This window comes from Kitasatospora sp. NPDC091276 (genome assembly GCF_040684355.1).
GTDB lineage: Bacteria > Actinomycetota > Actinomycetes > Streptomycetales > Streptomycetaceae > Kitasatospora.
Window position 1 is genome coordinate 59,838 of record NZ_JBFBFU010000011.1, and the last position, 21,394, is coordinate 81,231.

At 72.3% G+C, this 21,394-nt stretch carries 18 protein-coding genes and 2 tRNA genes; 8 read left to right on the plus strand and 12 right to left on the minus strand.

The window, feature by feature from the left end; translation table 11 throughout:
- From tgmA to AB0O19_RS15790, 4 genes are all read right to left on the minus strand, one after another.
- A complete protein-coding gene (gene tgmA, locus AB0O19_RS15775) occupies positions 1–273 on the minus strand; it encodes a putative ATP-grasp-modified RiPP (RefSeq protein ID WP_363583616.1) in 273 nt (90 codons plus the stop codon).
- A 116-nt stretch (positions 274–389) separates the two neighbouring features.
- Complete coding sequence (locus AB0O19_RS15780; RefSeq protein WP_363619969.1) at positions 390–1,238, minus strand: helix-turn-helix transcriptional regulator; 849 nt, start codon at positions 1,236–1,238, stop codon at positions 390–392.
- 31 nt (positions 1,239–1,269) lie between these two features.
- A complete protein-coding gene (locus AB0O19_RS15785; protein ID WP_363583620.1) occupies positions 1,270–1,803 on the minus strand; it encodes a DUF6879 family protein in 534 nt (177 codons plus the stop codon).
- Positions 1,775–2,017, minus strand: a complete 243-nt coding sequence (locus tag AB0O19_RS15790) for a hypothetical protein (RefSeq protein ID WP_363583622.1) — start codon at positions 2,015–2,017, stop codon at positions 1,775–1,777. Before AB0O19_RS15790 ends, AB0O19_RS15785 begins: the two co-directional genes overlap by 29 nt.
- Positions 2,018–2,197: 180 nt before the next feature.
- Between AB0O19_RS15790 and AB0O19_RS15795 the strand changes: the two genes are divergently transcribed.
- On the plus strand, positions 2,198–2,746 hold the full coding sequence (locus tag AB0O19_RS15795) for a hypothetical protein (protein ID WP_363619971.1): 549 nt from the start codon (positions 2,198–2,200) through the stop codon (positions 2,744–2,746).
- On the opposite strand, the gene AB0O19_RS15800 is transcribed toward AB0O19_RS15795, so the two are convergent.
- The 4 genes from AB0O19_RS15800 to snpA (AB0O19_RS15815) form a co-directional block, all read right to left on the minus strand.
- The gene (locus AB0O19_RS15800) at positions 2,736–4,811 is read right to left on the minus strand and encodes a phosphocholine-specific phospholipase C (protein WP_363619973.1); all 2,076 of its coding nucleotides are present in this window, start codon (positions 4,809–4,811) and stop codon (positions 2,736–2,738) included. The genes AB0O19_RS15795 and AB0O19_RS15800 overlap by 11 nt on opposite strands.
- 207 nt (positions 4,812–5,018) lie before the next feature.
- Positions 5,019–5,678 carry a pentapeptide repeat-containing protein gene (locus tag AB0O19_RS15805; RefSeq protein WP_363619975.1) on the minus strand — a complete coding sequence of 220 codons (660 nt, stop codon included), beginning with the start codon at positions 5,676–5,678 and terminating at the stop codon, positions 5,019–5,021.
- Positions 5,679–5,801: 123 nt separating this feature from the next.
- Entirely contained in the window at positions 5,802–6,425 is a 624-nt protein-coding gene (gene snpA, locus AB0O19_RS15810) for a snapalysin (protein ID WP_350882593.1), read from the minus strand.
- A 409-nt stretch (positions 6,426–6,834) separates the two neighbouring features.
- Positions 6,835–7,476, minus strand: coding sequence for a snapalysin (gene snpA, locus AB0O19_RS15815; protein WP_363619978.1), 642 nt, complete (start codon positions 7,474–7,476; stop codon positions 6,835–6,837).
- A 260-nt stretch (positions 7,477–7,736) separates the two neighbouring features.
- Between snpA (AB0O19_RS15815) and AB0O19_RS15820 the strand changes: the two genes are divergently transcribed.
- Positions 7,737–8,711, plus strand: coding sequence for a LysR family transcriptional regulator (locus tag AB0O19_RS15820; RefSeq protein WP_363619979.1), 975 nt, complete (start codon positions 7,737–7,739; stop codon positions 8,709–8,711).
- Positions 8,712–8,793: 82 nt separating this feature from the next.
- Here AB0O19_RS15820 and AB0O19_RS15825 read toward each other — a convergent pair whose 3' ends face one another.
- Both AB0O19_RS15825 and AB0O19_RS15830 read right to left on the minus strand, forming a co-directional pair.
- Complete coding sequence (locus AB0O19_RS15825; protein WP_363619981.1) at positions 8,794–9,984, minus strand: low temperature requirement protein A; 1,191 nt, start codon at positions 9,982–9,984, stop codon at positions 8,794–8,796.
- A 453-nt stretch (positions 9,985–10,437) separates the two neighbouring features.
- A complete protein-coding gene (locus AB0O19_RS15830; protein ID WP_363619983.1) occupies positions 10,438–12,141 on the minus strand; it encodes an ABC transporter family substrate-binding protein in 1,704 nt (567 codons plus the stop codon).
- A 345-nt stretch (positions 12,142–12,486) separates the two neighbouring features.
- Here AB0O19_RS15830 and AB0O19_RS15835 point away from each other — a divergent pair, with 345 nt between their 5' ends.
- From AB0O19_RS15835 to AB0O19_RS15850, 4 genes are all read left to right on the plus strand, one after another.
- Positions 12,487–13,467: an ABC transporter permease gene (locus AB0O19_RS15835; RefSeq protein WP_350882603.1), complete on the plus strand. Its 981-nt coding sequence runs from the start codon at positions 12,487–12,489 to the stop codon at positions 13,465–13,467.
- 16 nt (positions 13,468–13,483) lie between these two features.
- Entirely contained in the window at positions 13,484–14,413 is a 930-nt protein-coding gene (locus tag AB0O19_RS15840; RefSeq protein ID WP_350882605.1) for an ABC transporter permease, read from the plus strand.
- The gene (locus AB0O19_RS15845) at positions 14,410–16,482 is read left to right on the plus strand and encodes an ABC transporter ATP-binding protein (RefSeq protein WP_363619985.1); all 2,073 of its coding nucleotides are present in this window, start codon (positions 14,410–14,412) and stop codon (positions 16,480–16,482) included. Before AB0O19_RS15840 ends, AB0O19_RS15845 begins: the two co-directional genes overlap by 4 nt.
- Before the next feature lie 113 nt (positions 16,483–16,595).
- Positions 16,596–16,669, plus strand: a tRNA-Lys gene (locus AB0O19_RS15850).
- Between the two features lie 111 nt (positions 16,670–16,780).
- Here the strand turns inward: AB0O19_RS15850 and AB0O19_RS15855 are convergent.
- Positions 16,781–17,662 (minus strand): alpha/beta hydrolase, encoded by an 882-nt coding sequence (locus AB0O19_RS15855; protein ID WP_363619987.1) that lies wholly within the window; start codon positions 17,660–17,662, stop codon positions 16,781–16,783.
- Positions 17,659–18,396, minus strand: coding sequence for a DUF998 domain-containing protein (locus AB0O19_RS15860; protein ID WP_363583761.1), 738 nt, complete (start codon positions 18,394–18,396; stop codon positions 17,659–17,661). The genes AB0O19_RS15855 and AB0O19_RS15860 overlap by 4 nt, the downstream gene beginning before the upstream one ends.
- Positions 18,397–18,598: 202 nt before the next feature.
- Here AB0O19_RS15860 and AB0O19_RS15865 point away from each other — a divergent pair.
- Together AB0O19_RS15865 and AB0O19_RS15870 are read left to right on the plus strand one after the other, a co-directional pair.
- Positions 18,599–18,672: transfer RNA gene (locus tag AB0O19_RS15865), tRNA-Lys, on the plus strand.
- 223 nt (positions 18,673–18,895) lie between these two features.
- A complete protein-coding gene (locus tag AB0O19_RS15870) occupies positions 18,896–21,331 on the plus strand; it encodes a transglycosylase domain-containing protein (protein WP_363619989.1) in 2,436 nt (811 codons plus the stop codon).
- Positions 21,332–21,394: the final 63 nt, after the last annotated feature.

A 21,394-nucleotide genomic window follows, 5' to 3' on the forward strand; every position in this document is an offset into this window, starting at 1 on the left:
TCAGCCAGCGCCCTGGTCCTGGTCGTTCGCTGGCATGCTGTCCATGTCGGTGGGTGCGCTCTGCCCGCCGCTCTGCCCGTCACCGCCGCCCGTGTTCGTGGGCGTGCTGGTCTCCGTGCTGGTGCCGTGCGCCCCCATCTCGACCTTGCGACCCTGATCGTCCACGAACACGGCAACCTGCGTTTCGGGGTCGATCACGGCCGAGACGGCAGGGACCGAGCGGGTGTCCGGGTACGGACCCATTCGGGTCGTGCCCCACGGTGCGGTTGTCATCTGTGCTGCGCCTCCATGTTCTTCGTTGCCGTGCTCTTCCACGGCCCGAGCAACACCAACGACGGTAGGGAGAAGCCACGCCCGGCCTCAACGAAGTTGCGAGATATTGCGCCGATTCACCCGAGAGTGTCGAGCGCGGCTGTGATCACGGCGCGAGCCGCGTCCCCGTAGACGGCCGCTTCGGACAACTGGACGAACGCCTTGGCGTAGTCGGCCAGTTCGCGAGGCTGCCTGACGTTGATCTCGGCTGTCAGGGTCTCCACCACGGCGTGCCGGTCATCGAACAGGTAGAACGCTTCCAGCGGCCAGACGGTGCGCTGGGCGGTGAACGGAACGATCCCGAGGGAGACGGTGGCGAGCGGCCCCACGGTGAGCAGGTGCCGAAGCTGGCCACGCATCACCTCGGTATCGCCGATGCGGTACCTCAGCACTGACTCCTCCATCAACACCACGAACCGGCGGCCGCCCTCGTACAGGAACCGGCTGCGGGCCACGCGGGCGGCAACGGCCTCTGTCACGTCGTCGGGAGTTCCCTGGAACTGCGTGATGGAGCGCATCAAGGCCGTGGCGTAGGCCGGCGTCTGGAAGAATCCGGGCACGACGTTGGACACGTACACCCGGCACAGACGGGCCCGCTCGTTCAGCGCGTAGACGTCCTCCTGGACCTTGCGCATGCCGTTGCGCTGGAGCCGACGCCACTCCATGTACATCGACTCCACCGCGCGCGCCGTGGCAATGAGGTCTTGCACCTGTTCCTCGGCGCCACAGGCGATGCACCAGGCCCGAACGTCCGCATCGGAAGGGGCCGTTTTCGCGGAGAGGATGCGCGAGGTCTTCGCCGGGTGCCATCCACACCGGGCAGACAGTTCTTGCCCCTTGAGGCCGGCGTCCAGCATCAGCTCGCGCAGACGCGCGGCAACGGCGGCGCGGGCGGCCTGCGCGCTGGATGAGGGAGAAGCGGGCATGAACTGGCTGTCCGGTGGGATATCGCAGAGGTCAGACGGTGTATTCCGGGTGGTCGATGCCCCGCTCCCAGACGGCTTCGAAGGCCGAGACGCAGAGCTTCACCACCGCCGGGTCCTCGGACAGTTCATATTTGGGGTCGGCCCAGTCCCCGACGCCGGTGAAGTGGTTGAACTCGACCAACCGGCCGTCGAAGACCCAGAAGTCATTGCCCGGTAGTGCGATGTCCGACGCCCGGCGGCGCGGAAGCCAACGGACCTGTTCGCCGGCCGCGACGTTCACGGCGGTCCCGGCGTGCTCGAAGCGGATGTAGTCGGTCACCGGCTCCGAAACGATCCGGGCCCTGCGCATGACCACGCCCCGGCTGACGGCCTCCCGGACGAGAGGCACCCACCCGGCCCAGCCCTCGGACTCGGGGTCGAGATCGGGGTGGACGCCGCTCCGCTGGAAGCGTGCGAAGTCCGTCGACTCATCGCCCACGCCGTACCAGTCACGCATCTCCAGGTGCACGGCCGAGTGTTGCGCGGCCTTGAGCAGGTCAGAGAAGTCCGGAACGTTCTGCGTCATCGAGTGCCTTCCTAATGATCGCCGCCATGCGGAGCGGGATACGGACCACGGCCTCACCCTCGGGGACGCCGATCGTGTGGCCAGGAACCCACTCGGTCGTGCTGACCTCGGTCAGCAGTTCCTCCCTGGGCTTCCAGCCCTGGAACACCAGCTCCCGCTCGTGGTCGTCCACCCACACCGTCGGCGATCCGTTCCCCTGGGTCTCGGGGTCCATCCCGTTGAACCGTAGTGCCATCGGGTCCTCCCGTGCCAAGCCGGTTGCGCGTCCTTGCATTACCGTTCCGCAGAGATGACGGACATTCAAGAGCGCAAGGGGAGCAGGCCGGCGCATTCGGAGCGGGTCCGACGCATCTCGCAAGCGGCACATCCCTTGCGAGTGGAAGGCAGTAAGAGAATGGGCGAGTTCACTCCTGAGGCCGCCGAAGCGCTGAAAACCGCGGCGGCCATCTGCGGACCGCTGGAGCTGGAGGAGATCAGCAACCGGCGGGGCTCGGCGGTCTGGAAGGCGACCGGTCCGCGGGGCGTCGCGAGTATCAAGCTCGGCACCGGCGAGGCCGCCGAGGTCACCGCGAGGGAAGCCTCGGTGCTGGACCAGCTCCCCGGCTACACCGTGACCGCCGGCCGGTTCGACGACGGCGTCTGGTTCGTCACCCCGTGGCTGGTCGGACCGTCCACCTGGCAGGCCCTCCGCCCCCTGCGCAAGGGCGAAGGAGGGCGGGACGAGGCCCTGGCCGCTGCGGTCGGGCTGTGCCGCGCCGTGGCAGACCTCCACGCCGAAGGGTGGGTGCACGGAGACCTCCAGCCCCAGCACGGCATCCACGGTGGCGACGGGACCGTGCGACTCCGCCGTCCGATCCCCCTGTTCGGTCCGCCCAAGACCCCACTACCCGGCGAGGCGGGTAGTGGGGTCTCCGTCCATGTAGCGGCGACCGTCAGCCGGTGACGCTGGGGGTGCCCGTCTCCAGGTGGCCGGTGAAGCGCTGGGACCAGCCGGCGTCCGCGTCCACCGTCACCGTGAAGTCGTACCAGCCGTTGTTGTAGGCCACGGCGTTGAAGAAATCGGTGACGTTGCCGCCGGCGGGGACCTGGTACGTCCAGGGGCCGTCCGTCCGGTAGTTGTTGGAGGCGATCGTGAAGGTCAGCGGCGTCGTACCGGAGTTGGCGAGCTTGAAGTAGACCGCCAGCTTGCCCGTCCCCGGCTCGACCGCGTACGAGGCGGTGACGGCCGCGTTCTTGCCCGCCTTGGTGGCGTCGCCCTTGAAGCGGCGCAGGAAGCGGTTGGGGCCGACGACGGTGAGGTCGTAGGGGCCGCCGCCGAAGTTGGTGCCGCAGTTGAAGAAGTCGCTGGTGGTGCCGCCCGGATCGACGGTGTACTGCCAGGGGCCGCCGCTGCGGTAGGCGTTGGCGTAGGCGGCGAAGTGGGCGGACTTCGCCGCTGCCGCGCCCCCGTTGTCCATCGTGATCCAGACCTTCATCACCCCGCCGGAGCCGAACTCCAGGTGGTCCAGGTTGGCGTTCGGCTGGTACGGCAGGGCGCGGGCCGGCCGGGTGCCGGTCTCCTGGATCGGCAGCTGGTTGTTGACCGGGGCCGGGTTGGGCAGCGGGCCGCACGCCGACAGGCCGATGGTCTGCGAGGTGTCGGGCAGCCCGGGCAGGCCGTAGACCGGGTTGGCGAAGTCGAACGCGCTGGTCAGGTCGCCGCAGACGCGGCGGCGCCAGTCGCTGATGTTCCGGCATTGCGCGGGCGTGCCGAGGGCGGCCGTCCAGGTCTCCAGGAAGCGCAGCACGGAGGTGTGGTCGAAGGTCTCGGAGTTGACCCAGCCGCCGCGGGTCCAGGGCGAGACGGCGATCATGGGGACGCGGAAGCCGAGGCCGATGTTGGTGCCGTTGTAGAACTCGCCCGGGGTGCCGGCGGGGGCGGCCGGCGGCGGGACGTGGTCGAAGAAGCCGTCGTTCTCGTCGTAGTTGATGAACAGGACGGACGAGTTGAAGACGTTCGGGTCGGCGTTCAGCGCGTCGATCACCAGGTGGACGAAGTGCGCGCCGTCGGCCGGGGTGGCGTACGGGTGTTCGGAGGAGGCCTGGTCGGGGACGATCCAGGAGACCTGCGGGAGGGTGCCGTTCAGCACGTCGGCCCTGATCGCGGCGGCGATGTCGTCCGGGGTCCTGCCGGTGGCCTTGGGCACCGAGCCCATGCCCTTGACGGCCAGCGGGCTGCCGGCCGGGGCGCCGGAGAACTGGGTGAAGTACGCGAGGGCGTTGTCGCCGTAGTTGTCGGCGGCGTTCTGGTAGACCTTCCAGCTGACGCCGGCGCTCTCCAGCGCCTCCGCGTAGGTCTGCCAGCGCAGGCCCTTCTCGTCGCCGCCGTCGTACGCGGGGCCGCCGGCGCTGCCGGCCGGGTCGATCTGGCCGGACCAGTGGTAGGTGCGGTTGGGGCCGGTCGCGCTGAGCACGGAGCAGTGGTAGGCGTCGCAGATGGTCCAGTTCTCGGCCAGCGCGTAGTGGAACGGGATGTCCTGGCGGGTGAGGAAGCCGAGGGTGCGGACGTTGCCCTTGGCGGCGACCCAGGAGTCCATCTTGCCGCTGTTCCAGGCCTTGTGCTGATCGCTCCAGCCGTGGCTGAGGTCACCGTTGCATTGGGCGAGGCGCTCGGGGTCGGCGCCGCCGGCCGGCTTGGTCTGGCTGAACTGCCACGGGTACTGGCGGCCGAGCAGGCCGTTGGGCTGGTTGAAGACGCTGTAGCCGCCGGCTATCTGGATGGCGCTGCGGTCGGCGAAGCCGCGCACGCCGCGCAGCGTGCCGAAGTAGTGGTCGAAGCTGCGGTTCTCCTGCATCAGGATCACCACGTGCTGCACGTCGTTGATGGTGCCGGTCTGCTGGAGCGTGGCGGTGGAGGCCACCGCGGGCGCGCCGGGGGCGGCCCCTGCGGCGCTGGTGCCTGCCACGGCGAGTCCCGCCGCGGCGGCACCGGACAGCGTGACGAACTTCCTACGACTCAGCTCGGCCATCAGCCCGGCCCGTCCCTTCACTGGCGATCTGGCGATGTTGTGTACACAAGTCGGGGCTCATCGATCGCGGAGCATCTTCCACCCCGGCCGGAGGCGTCCACCAGATGCGCGCGGCAGGGTTGGCGGACTGTTCGTCCGGGTGTCACCGAGCGACGCCGGGCTGAACGGGCGGCGGAAACGCCGGGGAGGGACGGAGCGGGCGGCTGGTCAGCGGTCCTTGACCTCGATTCCCAGTGCCTGGGCGAACTGCGGCGCCAGCTCCAGCAGTTGGGTGGAGCTGATGACCGCGCCGCGCAGCCCCTGGTGGCCGTCCGCGAGTCCGAGCCGGGCGGCCCCGCGCAGGTCGGTCTTCTTCAGGGTGGCACCGCGCAGCCGGACCTCCTCCAGCGTGGAGCCGGGGAAGGACACCTCGGTCAGCTTGGCCTCGCCGAAGTCCACGTCGCGCAGCAGGCAGTCCTCGAACACGACGTCCCGCAGCACGGCCGCCCGCAGGTTGACCGCCTCCAGCTTGCAGCCGCGGAACACCACCCGGCGCAGCGCCGAGCCGTATCCGGCGACCCCGGCCAGCACGCCGCCGACGAAGGCGCTGTCCTGCCACTCGGTGTCGCTCAGGTCGCAGGCCACCCAGCGGCCGGCCTGCACCCAGACCTCGTTGAAGCGGGCCTGGCGCAGCTTGACCCCGCTGAGCGCGACCCCGGTGAAGGCGCACTCCAGGAACGCCGCCCCGGCCGCCGACTCGTCGGTGTGCTCGCCGCCGTCGAAGTGCGTGGTGTCGTAGCGCTCGTCGCTGCGCAGCCGCCCGGTGTGGGGGCGGAGCAGGTCCGCGTACGGCAGGTCGGCGAGCTGGTCGGGGGCGGAACGCGGCATGGCGGCGGCACCTCACGGTCGGGGGCGAACGGGTCTCGCCCGAATGCTCGCACGCGGCACCGACAACGCCCCGGACCGGCCGCAGCGGACTGCGGCCGGGCCGAGGTGCGGTCCTCAGAAAGGTCAGCCGCGCGCCCAGAGGGAGTTGACGCGGCTGCGCTCGGTGCTGTTCGGGTACGGGTTGGTGCAGGAGGTGCCGGGGCCGCCGCCGGACATCAGCTCGCTGCACGGGCCGGAGTAGTGGTCCGGCAGGCCGAGCACGTGCCCGGTCTCGTGCGCGGTCACCCGGACCGAGTTGTACTGCCGGTTCTGCTGGTAGTCGAGGAAGACGTAGCCGCGCCCGTGGCCGTCGGTGCTGGCGTAGGAGCCGCGACTGTCGTTGCCCTCGTAGTACGAGAAGTCGCCGCCCGAGCCGGCCCGCAGCTGGACGTTGCTGACCGAGCTGTTCCAGATCTGCGCGGCGTTGGCTATCTGGGTGCGGAAGGTCGGTGCCGAGCTGGCGTCGTAGGTGACGACGACGGTCGCCAGGTTCGGGCTGGCGGCCTGCTTGGCCTTCGCGGAGGCCATCACGGCCTGGAAGAACGCCTGGTTGTTCGCGGCCTCGGCGGCCGAACCGGCGTACGTCGAGGCGGTGTAGCCCTGGACGGCCGGGCCGGGGGTGGCGGCGGACGCGGCGGTGGCGGGCAGCACGGCGAGACCGGCCGCGAGGGCCAGGCCGAGGGTCGCGGACAGCACGGATCGCTTCATGTGGGGGCTCCGATTCCGGTGGTGCCGTGGCCGGTTGGGGGCCGGCCCTGGGGGACACCTGGTCAGCGGGTGATGTCCCCAGAGCTTCGGGCAGCCCGGCGGGCGGGCGGATGATGTCAACCCGCGATAGCTTGGATCAATACCCCTTGCGGTAAAGGGATTTGAGATGTCTTTAACCGGCCTTGACTCGCGCGTGCCCCTGGCATTCCGCTCCACCGGCGGTTAGGCTCCCGATCGGGGAAGCAACCGAGCGGCGGGCCACCCGATTCCGGCCGGGCGGCCCGCCGCACCCGAAGGGCATCGGCAACTTCCTTGGCGCCGCAACGAGTTCGCGGGCTCCTCCGATTCGAGGGCTTCCCCAGTTCGCGGACTCGCCCAGTCCGCGGGCTTGCCCGGTCCGCAGGCTTGCCTAGTTCACGGACTCGACGCCGTTCGACCAGAGGCTGTCGACCTGGCCGCGCTCGTTGCTGTCGGGGTAGGGGTTGGTGCAGGACGGGCCGGGGCCGCCGCCGGACATCAGCTCGCTGCACGGGCCGGAGTAGTTGTCGGGCAGGCCGAGCACGTGCCCGGTCTCGTGCGCGGTGACGCGCAGCGAGCTGTACTGCTGGTTCTGCTGGTAGTCGAGGAAGACGTAGCCGTGGCCGTGGCCGTCGGTGCTGGCGTAGGAGCCGCGGCTGTCGTTGCCCTCGTAGTACGAGAAGTCGCCGGTGCCGCTGCTCGCCTGGAGCTGGACGTTGCTGACCGAGCTGTTCCAGATCTGCGCGGCCTGGGATATCTGACTGGTGAAGGAGGGCGCGCCGGCGGTGTCGTAGGTGACGGTGACGGTCTGCAGCCACGGGTTGGCTGCCTGCTTGGCCTTGGCGGAGGCCATCACGGCGTGGAAGAACGCCTGGTTGTTCGCGGCCTCGGCGGCCGAACCGGCGTACGTCGAGGCGGTGTAGCCCTGGACGGCCGGGCCGGGGGTGGCGGCGGACGCGGCGGTGGCGGGCAGCACGGCGAGACCGGCCGCGAGGGCCAGGCCGAGGGTCGCGGACAGCACGGATCGCTTCATGTGGGGGCTCCGGATTCGCGGTACGCCGAACCGCCGGGGCCGGTGGGGGCCGGACACGGCTGCGGCGACGGTGGGGGCGCCCCGGTGGGGCCGGGGCGGATTCGCTGTCCCCGAGCTTCGACCCGCCCGGGCCCGCGGCGGATGATGTCAACCGGCGATAGCACCGCCGCATACCGGCGGGGCCCGCAGCGCGCCCTCCCGCCGCGCTTTGTTCTGTCATGTCCTTGGCGACAAGGCCGGGTGGCGTCTATGCTCCGGGCGTGGAGCTCGACGTGAGACACCTCCGGGTGGTGTGCGCTATCGCCGACACCGGCAGCCTCCGCAAGGCCGCGCTCCAGCTCGGCATGACCCAGCCCTCCCTCACCACCCAGCTGCACCGCATCGAACGGGCCATCGGCGGCACCCTGTTCACCCGCGAGCAGACCGGCAGCCGGCCCACCGCGCTCGGCCACTCGGTGCTGTCCCGGGCCCGGCCGGTGATCACCGAGATGGCCGCGCTGGTGGCCGCCGCCCGCCAGGAGGCCCGCGACGCGGCCGGCCCCGGGCGGCAGCGCCGGCTGCGGATCGGCAGCGTCGGCAGCCGGGCGGTCGCCGCCTGGCTGCGCCGGGTGCACGAACGGCTGCCGGACACCGACACCACCATCCACGTCGACGTCTCGGCCAGCGCCCTGCTGCGGATGGTCGCCGCCGACCAGCTGGACGTGGCCTTCGTCTACGAGAGCGAGGGCTTCCCGCTACGGGTGCCGCCGGACGCCGAGCACCGGGTGCTGATGGCCCGTGAGCCCCAGTTCGTCGCGCTCGCCGCCGGACACCCGGCCGCCGCCCGCCCGGTCGTCCACCTGACCGATCTCGCCGAGGACACCTGGATGGTCGACCCGACCGCCGACCACGAGTACGCGGCGATGCGCCGGGTGTTCAGCGATGCCGGGCTCAACCCCCGGGTGGTCCAGGTGCGGGACAACGCCACCGCCGCCGAACTGGTCGCCTCCGGCGAGGCCGTCCGCCCCTGCCAGCCGACCTCCGCCCCCGGTCCCGGCACGGTGGTGCGCCCCGTGCACGGGGACCCGCTGGCCGTCCGGCTGCTCCTCACCTGGCGCCCTCGCGCGCTCAGCCAGCCCGCGCTGGACGCGCTGTACGGCGAACTGCGCGCCGCCTACCTGGACCTGGCCAAGGTCAACCCGGCCTACCTGGCCTGGCTGGCCCGGCACGAGCCGATCCTGCTGGACTGCGCCTGAGCATCACCTTCCCGCTCGGCCGGCGGACGACGGCCGGGCACCCCACGACGGCCAAGCACCCCAGAACCGCCGGGCACCCCCGTCAGCCCTCCCGGCTGTGCAGCACCACGCCCACCGCCACGGTCAGCGCGCAGACCAGGCCCGCCGCCGGCACACCGGAGCCCCCGAACGCCGTGCAGGCCAGCACCAGCACCGCCCCGGTCGGGGCCAGCGCCTGCGCCAAGCCGGTCTTGGTGTGCCGGGAGTGCAGCAGCCAGACCGTGAGCAGGTAGAGCGCGGTGGGCACGGTGACCGTCGCGGTGGCGGCCGTCGCGGAGATCTCCGCCTGGTGCACGGCCGACTCCACCGCCACCTCCAGTCCGGTGCCGATCGCGGCGGCCGCGCCGAACACCAGGTAGTGGCCGTACCCCCAGGCGAAGGCCTGCCGGTTGGAGCGCAGGTGCTCGTGGACCGGCCGGGCGAAGTAGATCCACCAGGCCGCGAAGCAGATCAGCAGGCCGCCGACCGCCACCGGCAGCAGCCGGCCCAGCTCCTCGTGCTCGTCCACCGCCGACTGCACCGCGACCGTCGCGGCCGCCACCGTCTCGCCGAGCACGATCAGGGTGAACAGCCCGTACCGCTCGGCGATGTGGTGCGGGTGCCAGGAGGTCTGCTTCCGCAGTTCGGCGACCACCGGCACGGCCAGCTCGCACAGCACCCCGAGCGGGATGACCACCGGCCGGACGGCGTCCGGCAGCAGCACCACCACCACCCAGCCCACCTGGCAGAGCGCGATCCCGACCGCGTACCGCACGGCGACCCGGCGCGCCTCGCCCTGCTCGCTGGCCGCCGCCCGCAGCCACTGGGTGACCATCGCCAGGCGCATCACCACGTACCCGGCGATCGCCAGCGTCAGGTCCTGGGTGGCGAACAGCCGTGGCACCCCGGCCGCGAGGACCAGCACCCCGGCGATCTGCACCAGCGTGGTGACCCGGTACGGCACGTCGTCGCAGTCGTACGCGGAGGCGAACCAGGTGAAGTTCATCCAGGCCCACCAGATCGCGAAGAAGGCGATCGCGTAGCCGCGCAGGCCGTCGCCGTAGTGGCCGGCCGCCAGGGAGTGGGCGAGTTCGCGCCCGGCCTGGCCGACGGCGACCACGAAGCAGAGGTCGAAGAAGAGTTCCAGCGGGGTGGCGACCCGGTGCGGCTCGTCCCGGTCGCGCGGGACCATCCGGCGCACCGGGGGCGGGTCGACGGGGCGCGGGTGGGGGGCGGCGGCGGATTCGCTGGCCATCGGTGCTGCTCCGGGTTCGGGAGGGGCTGGCTGTCCCGCGCATCCTGGCAGCGGCCCGGGCCCCGCGCACGCACCGGCGCGACGGGCGCAGCGGTTCGCGATCCCGGGATCGATTGCGCCTTTCGTCCGCTTTTTTCCTTGCCGTCAGCCGTAGTTGACGCCCCGGTGCGCGAACCGGGTGACAGCGCGGCGGGTTTCCGGGCGCGCCCCGCGCGCTGCGCCGCGGCCGGCCGGACGGCCCCGCTAGATTCGTCCCCGGTTGGAAGCGAGCGCGGGCCTTGCGGGGCCCCACGACACGGGCGGCCTGCGGGCAACGCGGAAGGTCAAGGCCGGTGGCAGGAGAGCGGGGGCGGCAGAGCCGACCTTCCCGTGTCCGTACCACCGGCCTCGTGATCACCGCGCTGCTCGCCAGCGCCTGCCGCCCGGTCGCTCTCGCCGCGTCCGCGGCGGGGGCTACTTCTCCCAGCCGACCTTGGCGTAGTCCTCCCCGGCCAGGCCGAAGGCGCCGTAGTTGGCGAGGCCCTTGCGCGTCGCCACCACGGTCGGCCGCTGGTAGAGCTCGACGGTGTGGCCGAGTTCCCAGATCTTCGCGTCGGCCTGGTTGTAGAGCTTCGCGGCCTCCACCGGGTCGACCGTCCCGGCCGCCTTCTTGAGCAGGTCGTCGACCTCCTGGCTGCCGATCCGCGAAGGGTTGTTGAAGGTGTTGTCCCCCACCGGCAGACGGAAGTTGCCCAGGCTCTTGGAGAGCGGGAACGAGTCGGTGTTGCGCCAGCTCGCGATCTCGAACTTGCCCGGGTTCACGTACTTGGTGAAGAAGTCGTTGGCGGGCACCTTGTCCAGGCTCACCTTGACCCCGGCCTGCAGCCACATCGCGGCGGCGGCGGTGGCCAGGTCGATCTGGGCCTGCGGGGTGGACTCGTTGACCGTCCAGTGCAGTTGCAGCGACTGGCCGTCCTTGGTGCGCGGCTGGCCGGCGCCCGCCTCCTTCCAACCGGCGTCGTCCAGCAGCTTCTTGGCGGCGGGCACGTCGAACTTCGCCCACTCGCCCGAGTTGTCCTGGTAGCCGGTCTGGTTGGGCATGAAGATGTGGTTGCCGAGCGGCTTGAACTCCACCGGCACCCCGTTGTTGGCGATCTTGATCAGCGCGGACCGGTCGAGCGCCTTGCCGAGCGCCTGGCGGACCTTCTGGTCCGCCAGCGCGCCGCCGGAGCCGAAGGAGATGTGCACCTCGTCCCACGGGCTGGCGGCCCGGATCGCGGTGTCCTTGGCGTCCTTGAGCTGCCCGTACGCGGCGGCGGTGCCGGCCGTGGCGAGGTCGATCTCGTTGTTGAGGTACGACTGGGTGGTCGCGGACTGGGTCATCACCCGGAAGGTGATCTTGTCCGCCTTGGCCTTGGTGCCCCACCAGGCCGGGTCCGGGACGAGCGTGAGGGTCTGCGCGGTCTTGTCCGCCACGCCGATCTTCAGCGCGCCCGCGGTGATCGGGATCTTCTCCACCCAGCCCTTGTTGAAGTCGTCCGGGGTGGCGATGCCGGCCGCCGGGATCAGCGGGCGGAACAGGTTCTGCCAGTCCGCGTACGGCTCGGAGAAGGTGACCTTCACCTCGCTCGGGTCGGCCCCCTGCTCGACGGCGGAGATCTGCTCGTAACCGGACGGGTCGGCGATGTTGTACGCCGGGTCCTTGCCGTTGCTGGCCTGCCAGTCGGCCTTGAAGTCCAGGTAGCTGAGCGGCTTGCCGTCCGACCACTTGGCCTTGGGGTTGAGCTTGTAGGTGATCACCTCGGGCGAGGTCGAGGTGACCTTGGCGTCCAGCAGGTAGTCGGCGTTGGGCTGGAAGGTGCCGGAGGCGTCCGTGTTGAAGAGCGACGGCTCCAGGGCGCGCATGATCGAGACCGCGTCGCCGTAGGTGCCGTCCACCTGGAGCGGGTTCCACTGGGTGATCCACTGGTACAGCGGGAACCGCACCTCGCCGCCGTCCTTGACCTGGTCCAGCGGCTTGGCGTTGATGTCCTGGGAGTCCTGCCGGGGCGGCTCGCTCTTCGCCACCTTGTCGGCCGAGCCGCCCCCGCCCGAGGTGCACGCGGTGACCGCCAGCGCGACGGCGACGGCGAGGGCAGTCGCCCGGCCGAGGCGGCGGGCCGTGGTGGAAGCGTCCATGGAGTCCCCCTGGTGAGGTCTTCGAAACGGGCGGTAACGGGCAGTTGTGCCGCGTGAGGTGTGGCGGGGCTTGAGCGTGGGCAGCCAAGTCGGCACCGGGCCAGCAGAACGTAACAGCCGATCAGTTCCGTCACCAGGGGGAGAACCGCACACCTGATCCAGAAGTCATCCGCGGCAATACTGCCGCAACACCCCGGCCGCGCACCGCTGCCAGACTCTGACCTGCGCTTTCCCCGTACCGCCTCGTCCTCCTGCCGTCCGAAGGCCTGAACGGGCCCCGACCGAAGGCCACCACCCGATGCCCACCAGACGCGTCGGCCCCTCCCCCACCCCGGGCGGCCGTTGATGCTCCGTTACCTGGCGAAGCGCCTGAGCTACTACGCGGTGCTGCTGATCGCCGCCGTCTTCCTGGCGTACGCGATCTCCGCGACCGCCCTCCAGCCGCGCACCTACTTCGACGCCAAGGTCCCCCGCCCGGCCGCCGAGTCGGTCGAGCGCCAGCTCACCGCGCTCAACCTGAACGACCGCACCCCGGTCGTCGAACGCTTCGGCCACTGGGCCGACGGGCTGCTCCACGGCGACCTCGGCCGGACCATCCACGACACCCCGGTCACCGACGACTTCGGCCGCCGGGTCTGGGTCTCGCTGCGGCTGCTGCTGCTCGGCAGCCTGCTCGGCATCGTCCTCGGCATCGCCGCCGGGGCCTGGAGCGCCGTCCGCCAGTACCGGATCTCCGACCGGCTGCTCACCGTGCTCTCCTTCGTCCTGCTCTCCACCCCGGTCTTCCTGGTCGCGCTGTTCCTCAAGAACGGCGCCATCGCCGCCAAGGACGCGGCCGGCCACGACGTCATCCCGTTCACCGGCTACGAGACCCCCGGACTGACCGGCGGCCTCGGCGCCCACCTCGCCGACTGGGCGCTGCACCTGCTGCTGCCCACCATCTCGCTCGCGCTCGGCGGCCTCGCCACCTACAGCCGCTACCAGCGCGGCACCATGCTCGACGTGCTCGGCTCCGACTACCTGCGCACCGCCGAGGCCAAGGGGCTCACCCGCCGCAGGGCGCTGGTCAAGCACGGGCTGCGGACCGCGGTGATCCCGATGTCGACCATGTTCGCCTACAGCTTCCTGGGCATCTTCACCGGCGCGATCTTCACCGAGACGATCTTCGGCTGGCACGGCATGGGCGAGTGGCTGATCCAGTCGATCAACGAACAGGACGTCAACTCGGTCGTCGCCGTCAACCTGTTCACCGCCGTCGTCGTCCTCGCCTCCGGCTTCCTCGCCGACACCCTGCACGCCGCCCTCGATCCGCGCGTGCGGTCCTGACCGGAGGTGAACTGACGTGACCACCGTCGCCGTGGAACCGGCCGCCCCGGCCGCCGCCCCCCGCACCACCGGCCGGGCCCGGCTCGTCCTCGCCCGGCTGCTGGCCGCCCGCGGGGCCGTCGCCGGAGCCGTGATCGTCCTGCTGCTGTTCGCGCTCGCCTTCGGCGGGCCGTACCTCACGCCCTGGGACTACGCCGCCCCCGACTTCGGCGCGCTGCACCAACCGCCGTCCGCCGAGCACTGGTTCGGCACCAACGGGATCGGCCAGGACGTCTTCGCCCAGACCGTCCGCGGCCTGCAGAAGTCGCTGGTCATCGGCCTGCTGGTGGCCCTGTTCTCCACCGTGCTGGCCTCCCTGGTCGGCGCCTGCGCCGGTTACTTCGGCGGCTGGGCCGACCGCGCGCTGATGTTCGCGGTGGACCTGCTGCTGGTCTTCCCCAGCTTCCTGATCATCACCATCGTCTCGCCCCGGCTGAAGAGCGCCGGCTGGATCGCCTTCGTACTGCTGCTCGCCCTGTTCAACTGGATGATCACCGCCCGGGTGGTCCGCTCGATGACCATCTCGCTGCGCGAGCGCGAATTCGTCCGCGCCGCACGGTTCATGGGAGTGCGGCCGCTGCGGATCATCACCCGCCACATCCTGCCGAACGTCGCCTCCTTCCTCATCATCGACGCCACCATCGCGGTCGGCGGCGCCGTGATGAGCGAGACCGCGCTCTCCTACTTCGGCTTCGGCGTCAAACCGCCGGACGTCTCGCTCGGCACCCTGCTCGCCGCCGGGACCAGCGAAGCCCCGGTGTTCCCCTGGCTGTTCTACTTCGCCGCCGGGCTGCTGGTGCTCTTCGTCCTCGCCGTCAACCTGATCGGCGACGGGCTGCGCGACGCCCTCGACCCCACCGCCGGGGGCGCGCCCCGCCGCCGCTCCGCCCGGAGGAAGAAGCCGTGACCACCACCGTCGACACCCCCCTGCTCGCCGTCAGCGACCTGCGGGTGGACTTCGCCGGGCCGCACGGCCCCGTCCCCGCCGTCCGCGGGGTGGACCTCACCCTGCGGCGCGGCGAGACCCTCGGCATCGTCGGCGAGTCCGGCTCCGGCAAGTCCGTCACCGCGCTGTCCGTGCTCGGCCTGCTGCCGAGGACGGCCGGCGTCCAGGGCTCGGTGCGACTGGACGGGCGGGAACTGGTCGGGCTGCCCGGCAAGGAGCTCGCCGCGATCCGCGGCCGCCGGATCGCCATGGTCTTCCAGGACCCGCTGTCCGCCTTCACCCCGGTCTACCGGATCGGCGACCAGATCGCCGAGGCCGTCCGCATCCACCAGCGGGTCGACCGGGTCGCCGCCCGCCGCCGGGCCGCCGAACTCCTCGACCTGGTGGGCATCCCGGCCCCCGAACGGGCCCTGGACAGCTTCCCGCACGAGTTCTCCGGCGGCATGCGCCAGCGCGCGATGATCGCCATGGCGATCGCCAACGGCCCCGACGTCCTGCTCGCCGACGAGCCGACCACCGCGCTGGACGTCACCATCCAGGCCCAGGTGCTGGACGTGCTGCGCACCGCGCAGCGGGAGACCGGCGCGGCCCTCGTCCTGGTCAGCCACGACCTCGGGGTGATCGCCGGGATGGCCGACCGGGTCGCGGTGATGTACGCGGGGCGGGTGGTCGAGACCGCCGGGGTGGACGAGCTGTTCGCGGCCCCGCGCCACCCGTACACGCTCGGCCTGATCGGCGCGGTGCCCCGGCTGGACGGGCTCGGCGGCCCGCTCGTCCCGATCCCCGGCGCACCCGCCCCGATGGCCGACCTGCCGCCGGGCTGCCCGTTCGCCGCCCGCTGCCCGCTGGCGGAGGAGCGCTGCTCGGCGGCGGAGCCGGAACTGGCCGGGGGCGACGGTCACCTGGCGGCCTGCGTCCGGTCGGCGGAGCTGGCCGAGCGGCGGCCCGCGCCGGCCGACGTCTACCCGGTGCCGGCGCTTCCGGCCCCGTCGGCCGCTCCGGAGGACCGGGGGGACCGGAGCTCGCGGGCGCCGGTGCTGGCGGTGAGCGGCCTTGGCAAAACGTTTCCGCTCCTCAAGGGCACGGTGTTCAAGCGCCGGGTCGGCGAGGTCTACGCGGTGGACGGCGTCGACCTGGACCTCCGGGAGGGCGAAACCCTCGGCCTGGTCGGGGAGTCCGGCTCCGGCAAGTCCACCACGCTGTTCGAACTGCTGAACCTCACCGCCCCCGAGACCGGCCGGATCGAACTGCTCGGCCACGACACCGCCGAGCTCTCCCGCGCCGAGGCCCACCGGCTGCGCGCCCGGCTGCAGATCGTCTTCCAGGACCCGATGGCCAGCCTCGACCCGCGGATGCCGATCGGCGACATCATCGCCGAACCACTGCGCGCCCAGCACGCCGCCCGCGAGGAGATCGCCCGCCGGGTGCCCGAACTGCTGCACCAGGTCGGCCTCGACCCGGACCACGCCGCCCGCTACCCGCACCAGTTCTCCGGCGGGCAGCGCCAGCGCGTCTCCATCGCCCGGGCCCTGGCCGTCCGGCCGAAACTGCTGGTCCTGGACGAACCGGTCTCCGCCCTGGACGTCTCCATCCAGGCCGGGGTGCTCAACCTGCTGCAAGCGCTCAAGGCCGAACTCGGCCTCTCCTACCTGTTCGTCTCGCACGACCTCTCGGTGATCCGGCACCTCGCCGACCGGGTCAGCGTCATGTACCTCGGGCGGACGGTCGAACAGGGCGAGGTCTCCGCCGTCTTCGACCGCCCCCGGCACCCGTACACCCGCGCCCTGCTCTCCGCCGTCCCACTGCCCGACCCCGCCGCCGAGCGCGCCCGCGACCGCATCCTGCTCGCCGGCGACCCGCCCTCCCCCACCGAGCGCCGCACCGGCTGTTCCTTCCGCACCCGCTGCCCGGTGTACGCCCGCCTCGCCGACCCGGCCGCCCGCACGCGGTGCGAACAGGAACGGCCGGCGCTCCTCGACGACATCCCCGCACAGGACCACCAGGCGGCCTGCCACTACCCGGAGTCGTAGCCGGCCGCCTGTGATCGCCGCGGGCGACCACTGCGGGTGATCACTGCAGGTGACCGTCCGAAAGCGATTCGGCGGATCGACCGGGTGCCGTGTAAAGTTCTCCGGGTCAGCAGGCGCCGCTAGCTCAGTTGGTTAGAGCAGCTGACTCTTAATCAGCGGGTCCGGGGTTCGAGTCCCTGGCGGCGCACATGGCAAGGTCTCAGGCCGCTCACTTCGGTGGGCGGCCTGAGGCGTTTCAGTGGGCGTCGCGCCGGGTGCCCGGCCTCAGAAGGCGCCCGGCCTCAACGGATGCCCGGCCTCAACCAGTGTCCAGGACGGCGGAGGCCACCGCGTCCGGGCGGTCGAACATCACCAGGTGCCCGGCCGGGGCGGTGGTGCGGTAGTCGGCCCCGAGCAGCGCCGCCAGCTCCCGCTGGCCGGCCAGCCACTCCTCGGTACGGCGGCTGCGGCAGCCGTCGTCGGCGGCGAGCACGGTGACCGGCAGGCCCTCGGGCAGCGGCCGGGTGCGCCGCAGCCCGTCCACCTCGGCGGCCAGGTCGAGGTAGCGCGCGTTCTCCCGCAGCAGGGCGCGCAGGGCCCGGCCGGTGCGGTAGCAGTGCCGCACCAGCGGCGCCGGGGCGAGGTCCTCGCGGCAGACCGTGGACAGCCTGGCCGTCAGTCGGCGGGCGGCCGGGCCGAGCAGGTACGGCACGGCGACGGCGGTGGCGGCGCCCGCGAGCGCCCGGGCCGCCAGGTCGCGCGCGCCGGGGGCCGGGTACGGCCGGGCCGCCGGTTCGACGCTGCCGTCCACCAGGACCAGCCCGGCGGCCCGGTCGGGGTGCAGCCGGGCGAAGGCCTCGACGTGGAAGCCGGCCAGCGAGTGGCCGACGACGGTGCAGGGCCCGCGCAGCCCGAGGCCGTCCAGCACCGCGCGGATCCGCTCGGCCTCGCCGGCGGCCGTCGGAGCGGGCCGCCCGGTGGCGGGCTCGGGGGCGCTCAGCCCGTAGCCGGGCCGGTCGAAGCGGACCACGGTGCGGTAGGGCGTGAGGAAGGGGACGACCAGGTCCCAGTCGAACCAGCTGCTGCCGAGGCCCCCGGTGAGCAGGCAGACCGGGCCGCTGCCCTCGGTGCGGACGTGCAGCGGGACGCCGTCGACGCGCAGGAAGCGCGCCCGGGTGCGGGGGTCGTCGGGTGCGGTCATGCCGGCTCCCGGCCCGGGGGCCGTTCGGCCGGCCGGGGCCCCCGGTGCGGCGGAGAAGCGTCGGACCAGGTGGATTCGTCGGACGGCGCCCCTGCGGGGAGGGCCAGGCTCAGCGCCAGGACGGCCAGCCAGAGCGCCACCAGCAGCACCTGGAGCCGCTGGCCGGCCCCGAGCGCCCAGGTGCCGCGCCCGGCCTCGAAGGCGGCGATCGCGGCCAGGCTCCAGCCGGTGGCCAGCAGTTCGGCGCCGAGCAGCCAGGGCCCGATCCGGCGCACCGGCGGCCACCAGCCGTAGCGGCGGGCGGCGACGGTGAGCGCGGCCAGCCCGGTGAGCGCACCGAGCATGGCGAGGCTGCTGGTGACGGCGTGCGCGGTGTGGGTCGCGGGGACGAGCCCGGCGGTCTCGCGGGCGGCGCACATCTCGTCGCTGGTGGGGGCGCAGCTGAGCGGCAGCCGGGAGTCGGCGGCGGTCGCCGCGCCGAACAGGGCGAGGGCGGACCAGCCGACCACCGCCCACCCGCGCCGGGCGCCGCGCGGCCCGGCCTGCCCACCGGCGAGGGCGGTGACGGCCGCGGCGAGCACACAGAGCCCGGCGACCAGGTCGGTGGCCCGGAACAGGCCGCCCAGCGGCTGGTCCTCGGCCGCGAGTTCGCTGATGTACGCCTGCACCGGGTCGAGTCCGGTGCTCAGCACGACCTCCAGCACCCACGCGGTGTACGCCGTGGCGCTGAGCATCAGCAGCGCGGCGACCGCCTTCCGCGCGTTCGGGTGTCCGGGCTTGGGGCTGGGCACCGTTCCACCCTAACCGGCGGCGAACTGCACCCCAACCGGGCGGAAACGGACACCTCGGCGGCGGGCTCGTTCCCGCGCGGCCGCGGGCGGTTCCGGGCGGTTCGAGGCACCCGCCGGGACCGTGTATTGTTTTCCAGGTCAGCAGGCGCCGCTAGCTCAGTTGGTTAGAGCAGCTGACTCTTAATCAGCGGGTCCGGGGTTCGAGTCCCTGGCGGCGCACAGACATTTGGGGAGCCTCTCGCAACAGCGAGGGGCTCCTCAATTTTTTGGCCTTCGACGTCCGTTTTGCGTGTGATGTCGGTCTCGATTGCCGTTCCGGTGGAGCCAATCGGCCCGCCCGGCTCGTCCAGGGCAGTAAACCGGAATCGGGACAAAGGTCCCTAACCACCGATGTCCCCGTCCGTGCAGGCTGACCCGGTCCGCCCGCAGGAAAGGCCGCGCCTTGTCCGAGAACGCCCAGAGCGGCCGTCGCACGCCGTCGACAGGCCTCCGACCGGTCAAACGCTTCAAGCGCGCCGCCCCCGTGACGGGCGGCGGGAAGCCCCGCCGCCCGAAGCGCACCGGCTGGCGCCGGCTGATCCCCACCTGGCGGATGAGCCTGCTCGGCCTCGCCGCGGCCCTGCTGCTCGGCGTCGGCCTGTTCGTGCTCGGGGTCACGCTGGTGAAGGTCCCCGACGCGCACGCCGCCGCGACCGCGCAGAGCAACACCTGGCTCTACGCCGACGGCTCCGTGATCACCCGCACCGGCCAGACCAACCGGCAGAACGTCAGCCTGGACAAGGTCTCCCCCGCCGCCCAGCACGCCGCACTGGCCGCCGAGGACCGCAACTTCTACCACGAGGGCGCCGTCAACGTGCAGGGCCTGCTCCGGGCCGCGGTCAACACCGCCAAGGGCGCGGGCACCCAGGGCGGCTCCACGATCACCCAGCAGTACGTGAAGAACACGTACCTGAACCAGAAGCAGTCGGTCACCCGCAAGGTGAAGGAACTCTTCATAGCCATCAAGGTGGACGCCACCGAGAGCAAGGACGACGTCCTCTCCGGCTACCTGAACACCTCCTACTACGGCCGCGGCGCCTACGGCATCCAGGCCGCCGCCCACGCGTACTTCGGCGTCGACGCCTCCGCGCTCAACCCCGCCCAGGGCGCCTACCTGGCCACCCTGCTGAACGCCCCGAGCGCCTACGACGTGGCCACCGCGACCCCGGCCGGCAAGCAGAACGCCGTCAACCGCTGGAACTACGTGCTGGACGGCATGGTCAAGGAGGGCTGGCTCTCCGCCGAGGAACGGTCCGCCACCACCTTCCCGGACGTCAAGGACCCGCAGCCCAACCCGGGCCTGTCCGGCCAGACCGGCTACCTGGTGAACGAGGCCACCCAGTACCTCACCTCGAACCAGGTCATCAGCGAGACCGAGCTGGCCAAGGGCGGCTACACGATCAAGCTGAGCATCGACCCGGCCCGCCAGCAGGCCCTCCAGGACTCCGTCCAGGCGCAGCTGCACGACACCCTGAACCCGGACAAGCGGAAGAAGGACGCGGCCGCCCAGGCCGGCGCCGTCTCCGTGGACCCGAAGACCGGTGCGGTCGTCGCCCTCTACGGCGGCGTCGACTACGTCAAGCACTACGTCGACAACGCGACCCGGCGGGACTACCAGGCCGGCTCGACCTTCAAGGCGATCGCCCTGGCGGCCGCGTTCGAGAACAACGCCAAGACCCAGGACGGCCGGACCGTCACCCCGCGCACCGTCTACGACGGCACCAGCGGCCGCAAGGTCCGCGGCGGCAAGGGCACCCCGTACGCGCCGCCGAACGAGGGCGACAGGAGCTACGGCCAGATCTCCCTCCAGCAGGCCACCGACTGGTCGGTCAACTCGGCGTTCGCCCAGCTGGCCCAGGACACCGGGCTCCAGAAGGTCAAGGACACCGGCATCGCGCTGGGCCTGCCCGGCAGCACCCCGGGCCTCGACCCGGTGCCGTCCATCCCGCTCGGCGCGGCCACCCCGAGCGTGCTCGACATGGCCGGCGTGTACGCGGCGCTGGACAACGGCGGCAAGCAGATCACCCCGTGGCTGGTGCAGTCCGTGGACCGCGAGGGCGAGGCCGTCCCGCTGCCCGCGCACAAGACCACCCAGGCGATCAGCACGGACACCGCGAACCAGGTCACCTCGATGCTCCAGGGTGTGGTGAACGACCCGGGCGGCACCGGCTGGCGAGCCAAGGCGCTGGGCCGCCCGGTGGCCGGCAAGACCGGCACCACCGACGACCAGAAGTCGGTCTGGTTCGTCGGCTACACCCCCGAGCTGGTCACCTCGGTGGCCCTGTTCGGCCAGGACCCGGGCAGCGGGGCCCAGGTCAGCCTGAGCGGCGTCGGCGGGATCGACGGCGCGGCGGGCGGCCAGTTCCCGGCGCAGATCTGGACCAGCTACATGAAGGCGGCGCTCAAGGGCGTGCCGGTCAGCGACTTCCAGACCCCGGCCGACGGCGGCGACTCCTCCGGCGCCACCGATCTGCCGACGGCCCCGTCCTCGCCGAGCAGCACCCCGTCGACCGGGACCGGCTCGAACGGCGCCTCGACCGCCCCCGCGGCGCCGACCACCCCGCCGGGCGACGGCGCCGGGGCCGGGGCCGGGGCCGGCTCGGGCCCGACCACGCCGGCCGGCGGCTCGAACTCCGGCGGCGGCGGTGTGACCAGCCCGCCGACCGCGCCCCCGGCCACCCAGCAGCCGACCGCCCCGCCGACGACGCGGCCCACCGGACGGCCCACCGGACGGCCGACACCCTCCACCGGCCCGACCACGGCGCCGACCACGCAGCCGACCACCCAGCCCACGGGCGGGTCGGACACGCTCACCGGGGCGGGGGCGAACGCCGGGTAGCGGCGGCGGGGGCGGGGCGCCCGAGTGGCGGGAGGGCTCGGGCCGGCGAGGGGGCGCGGACGG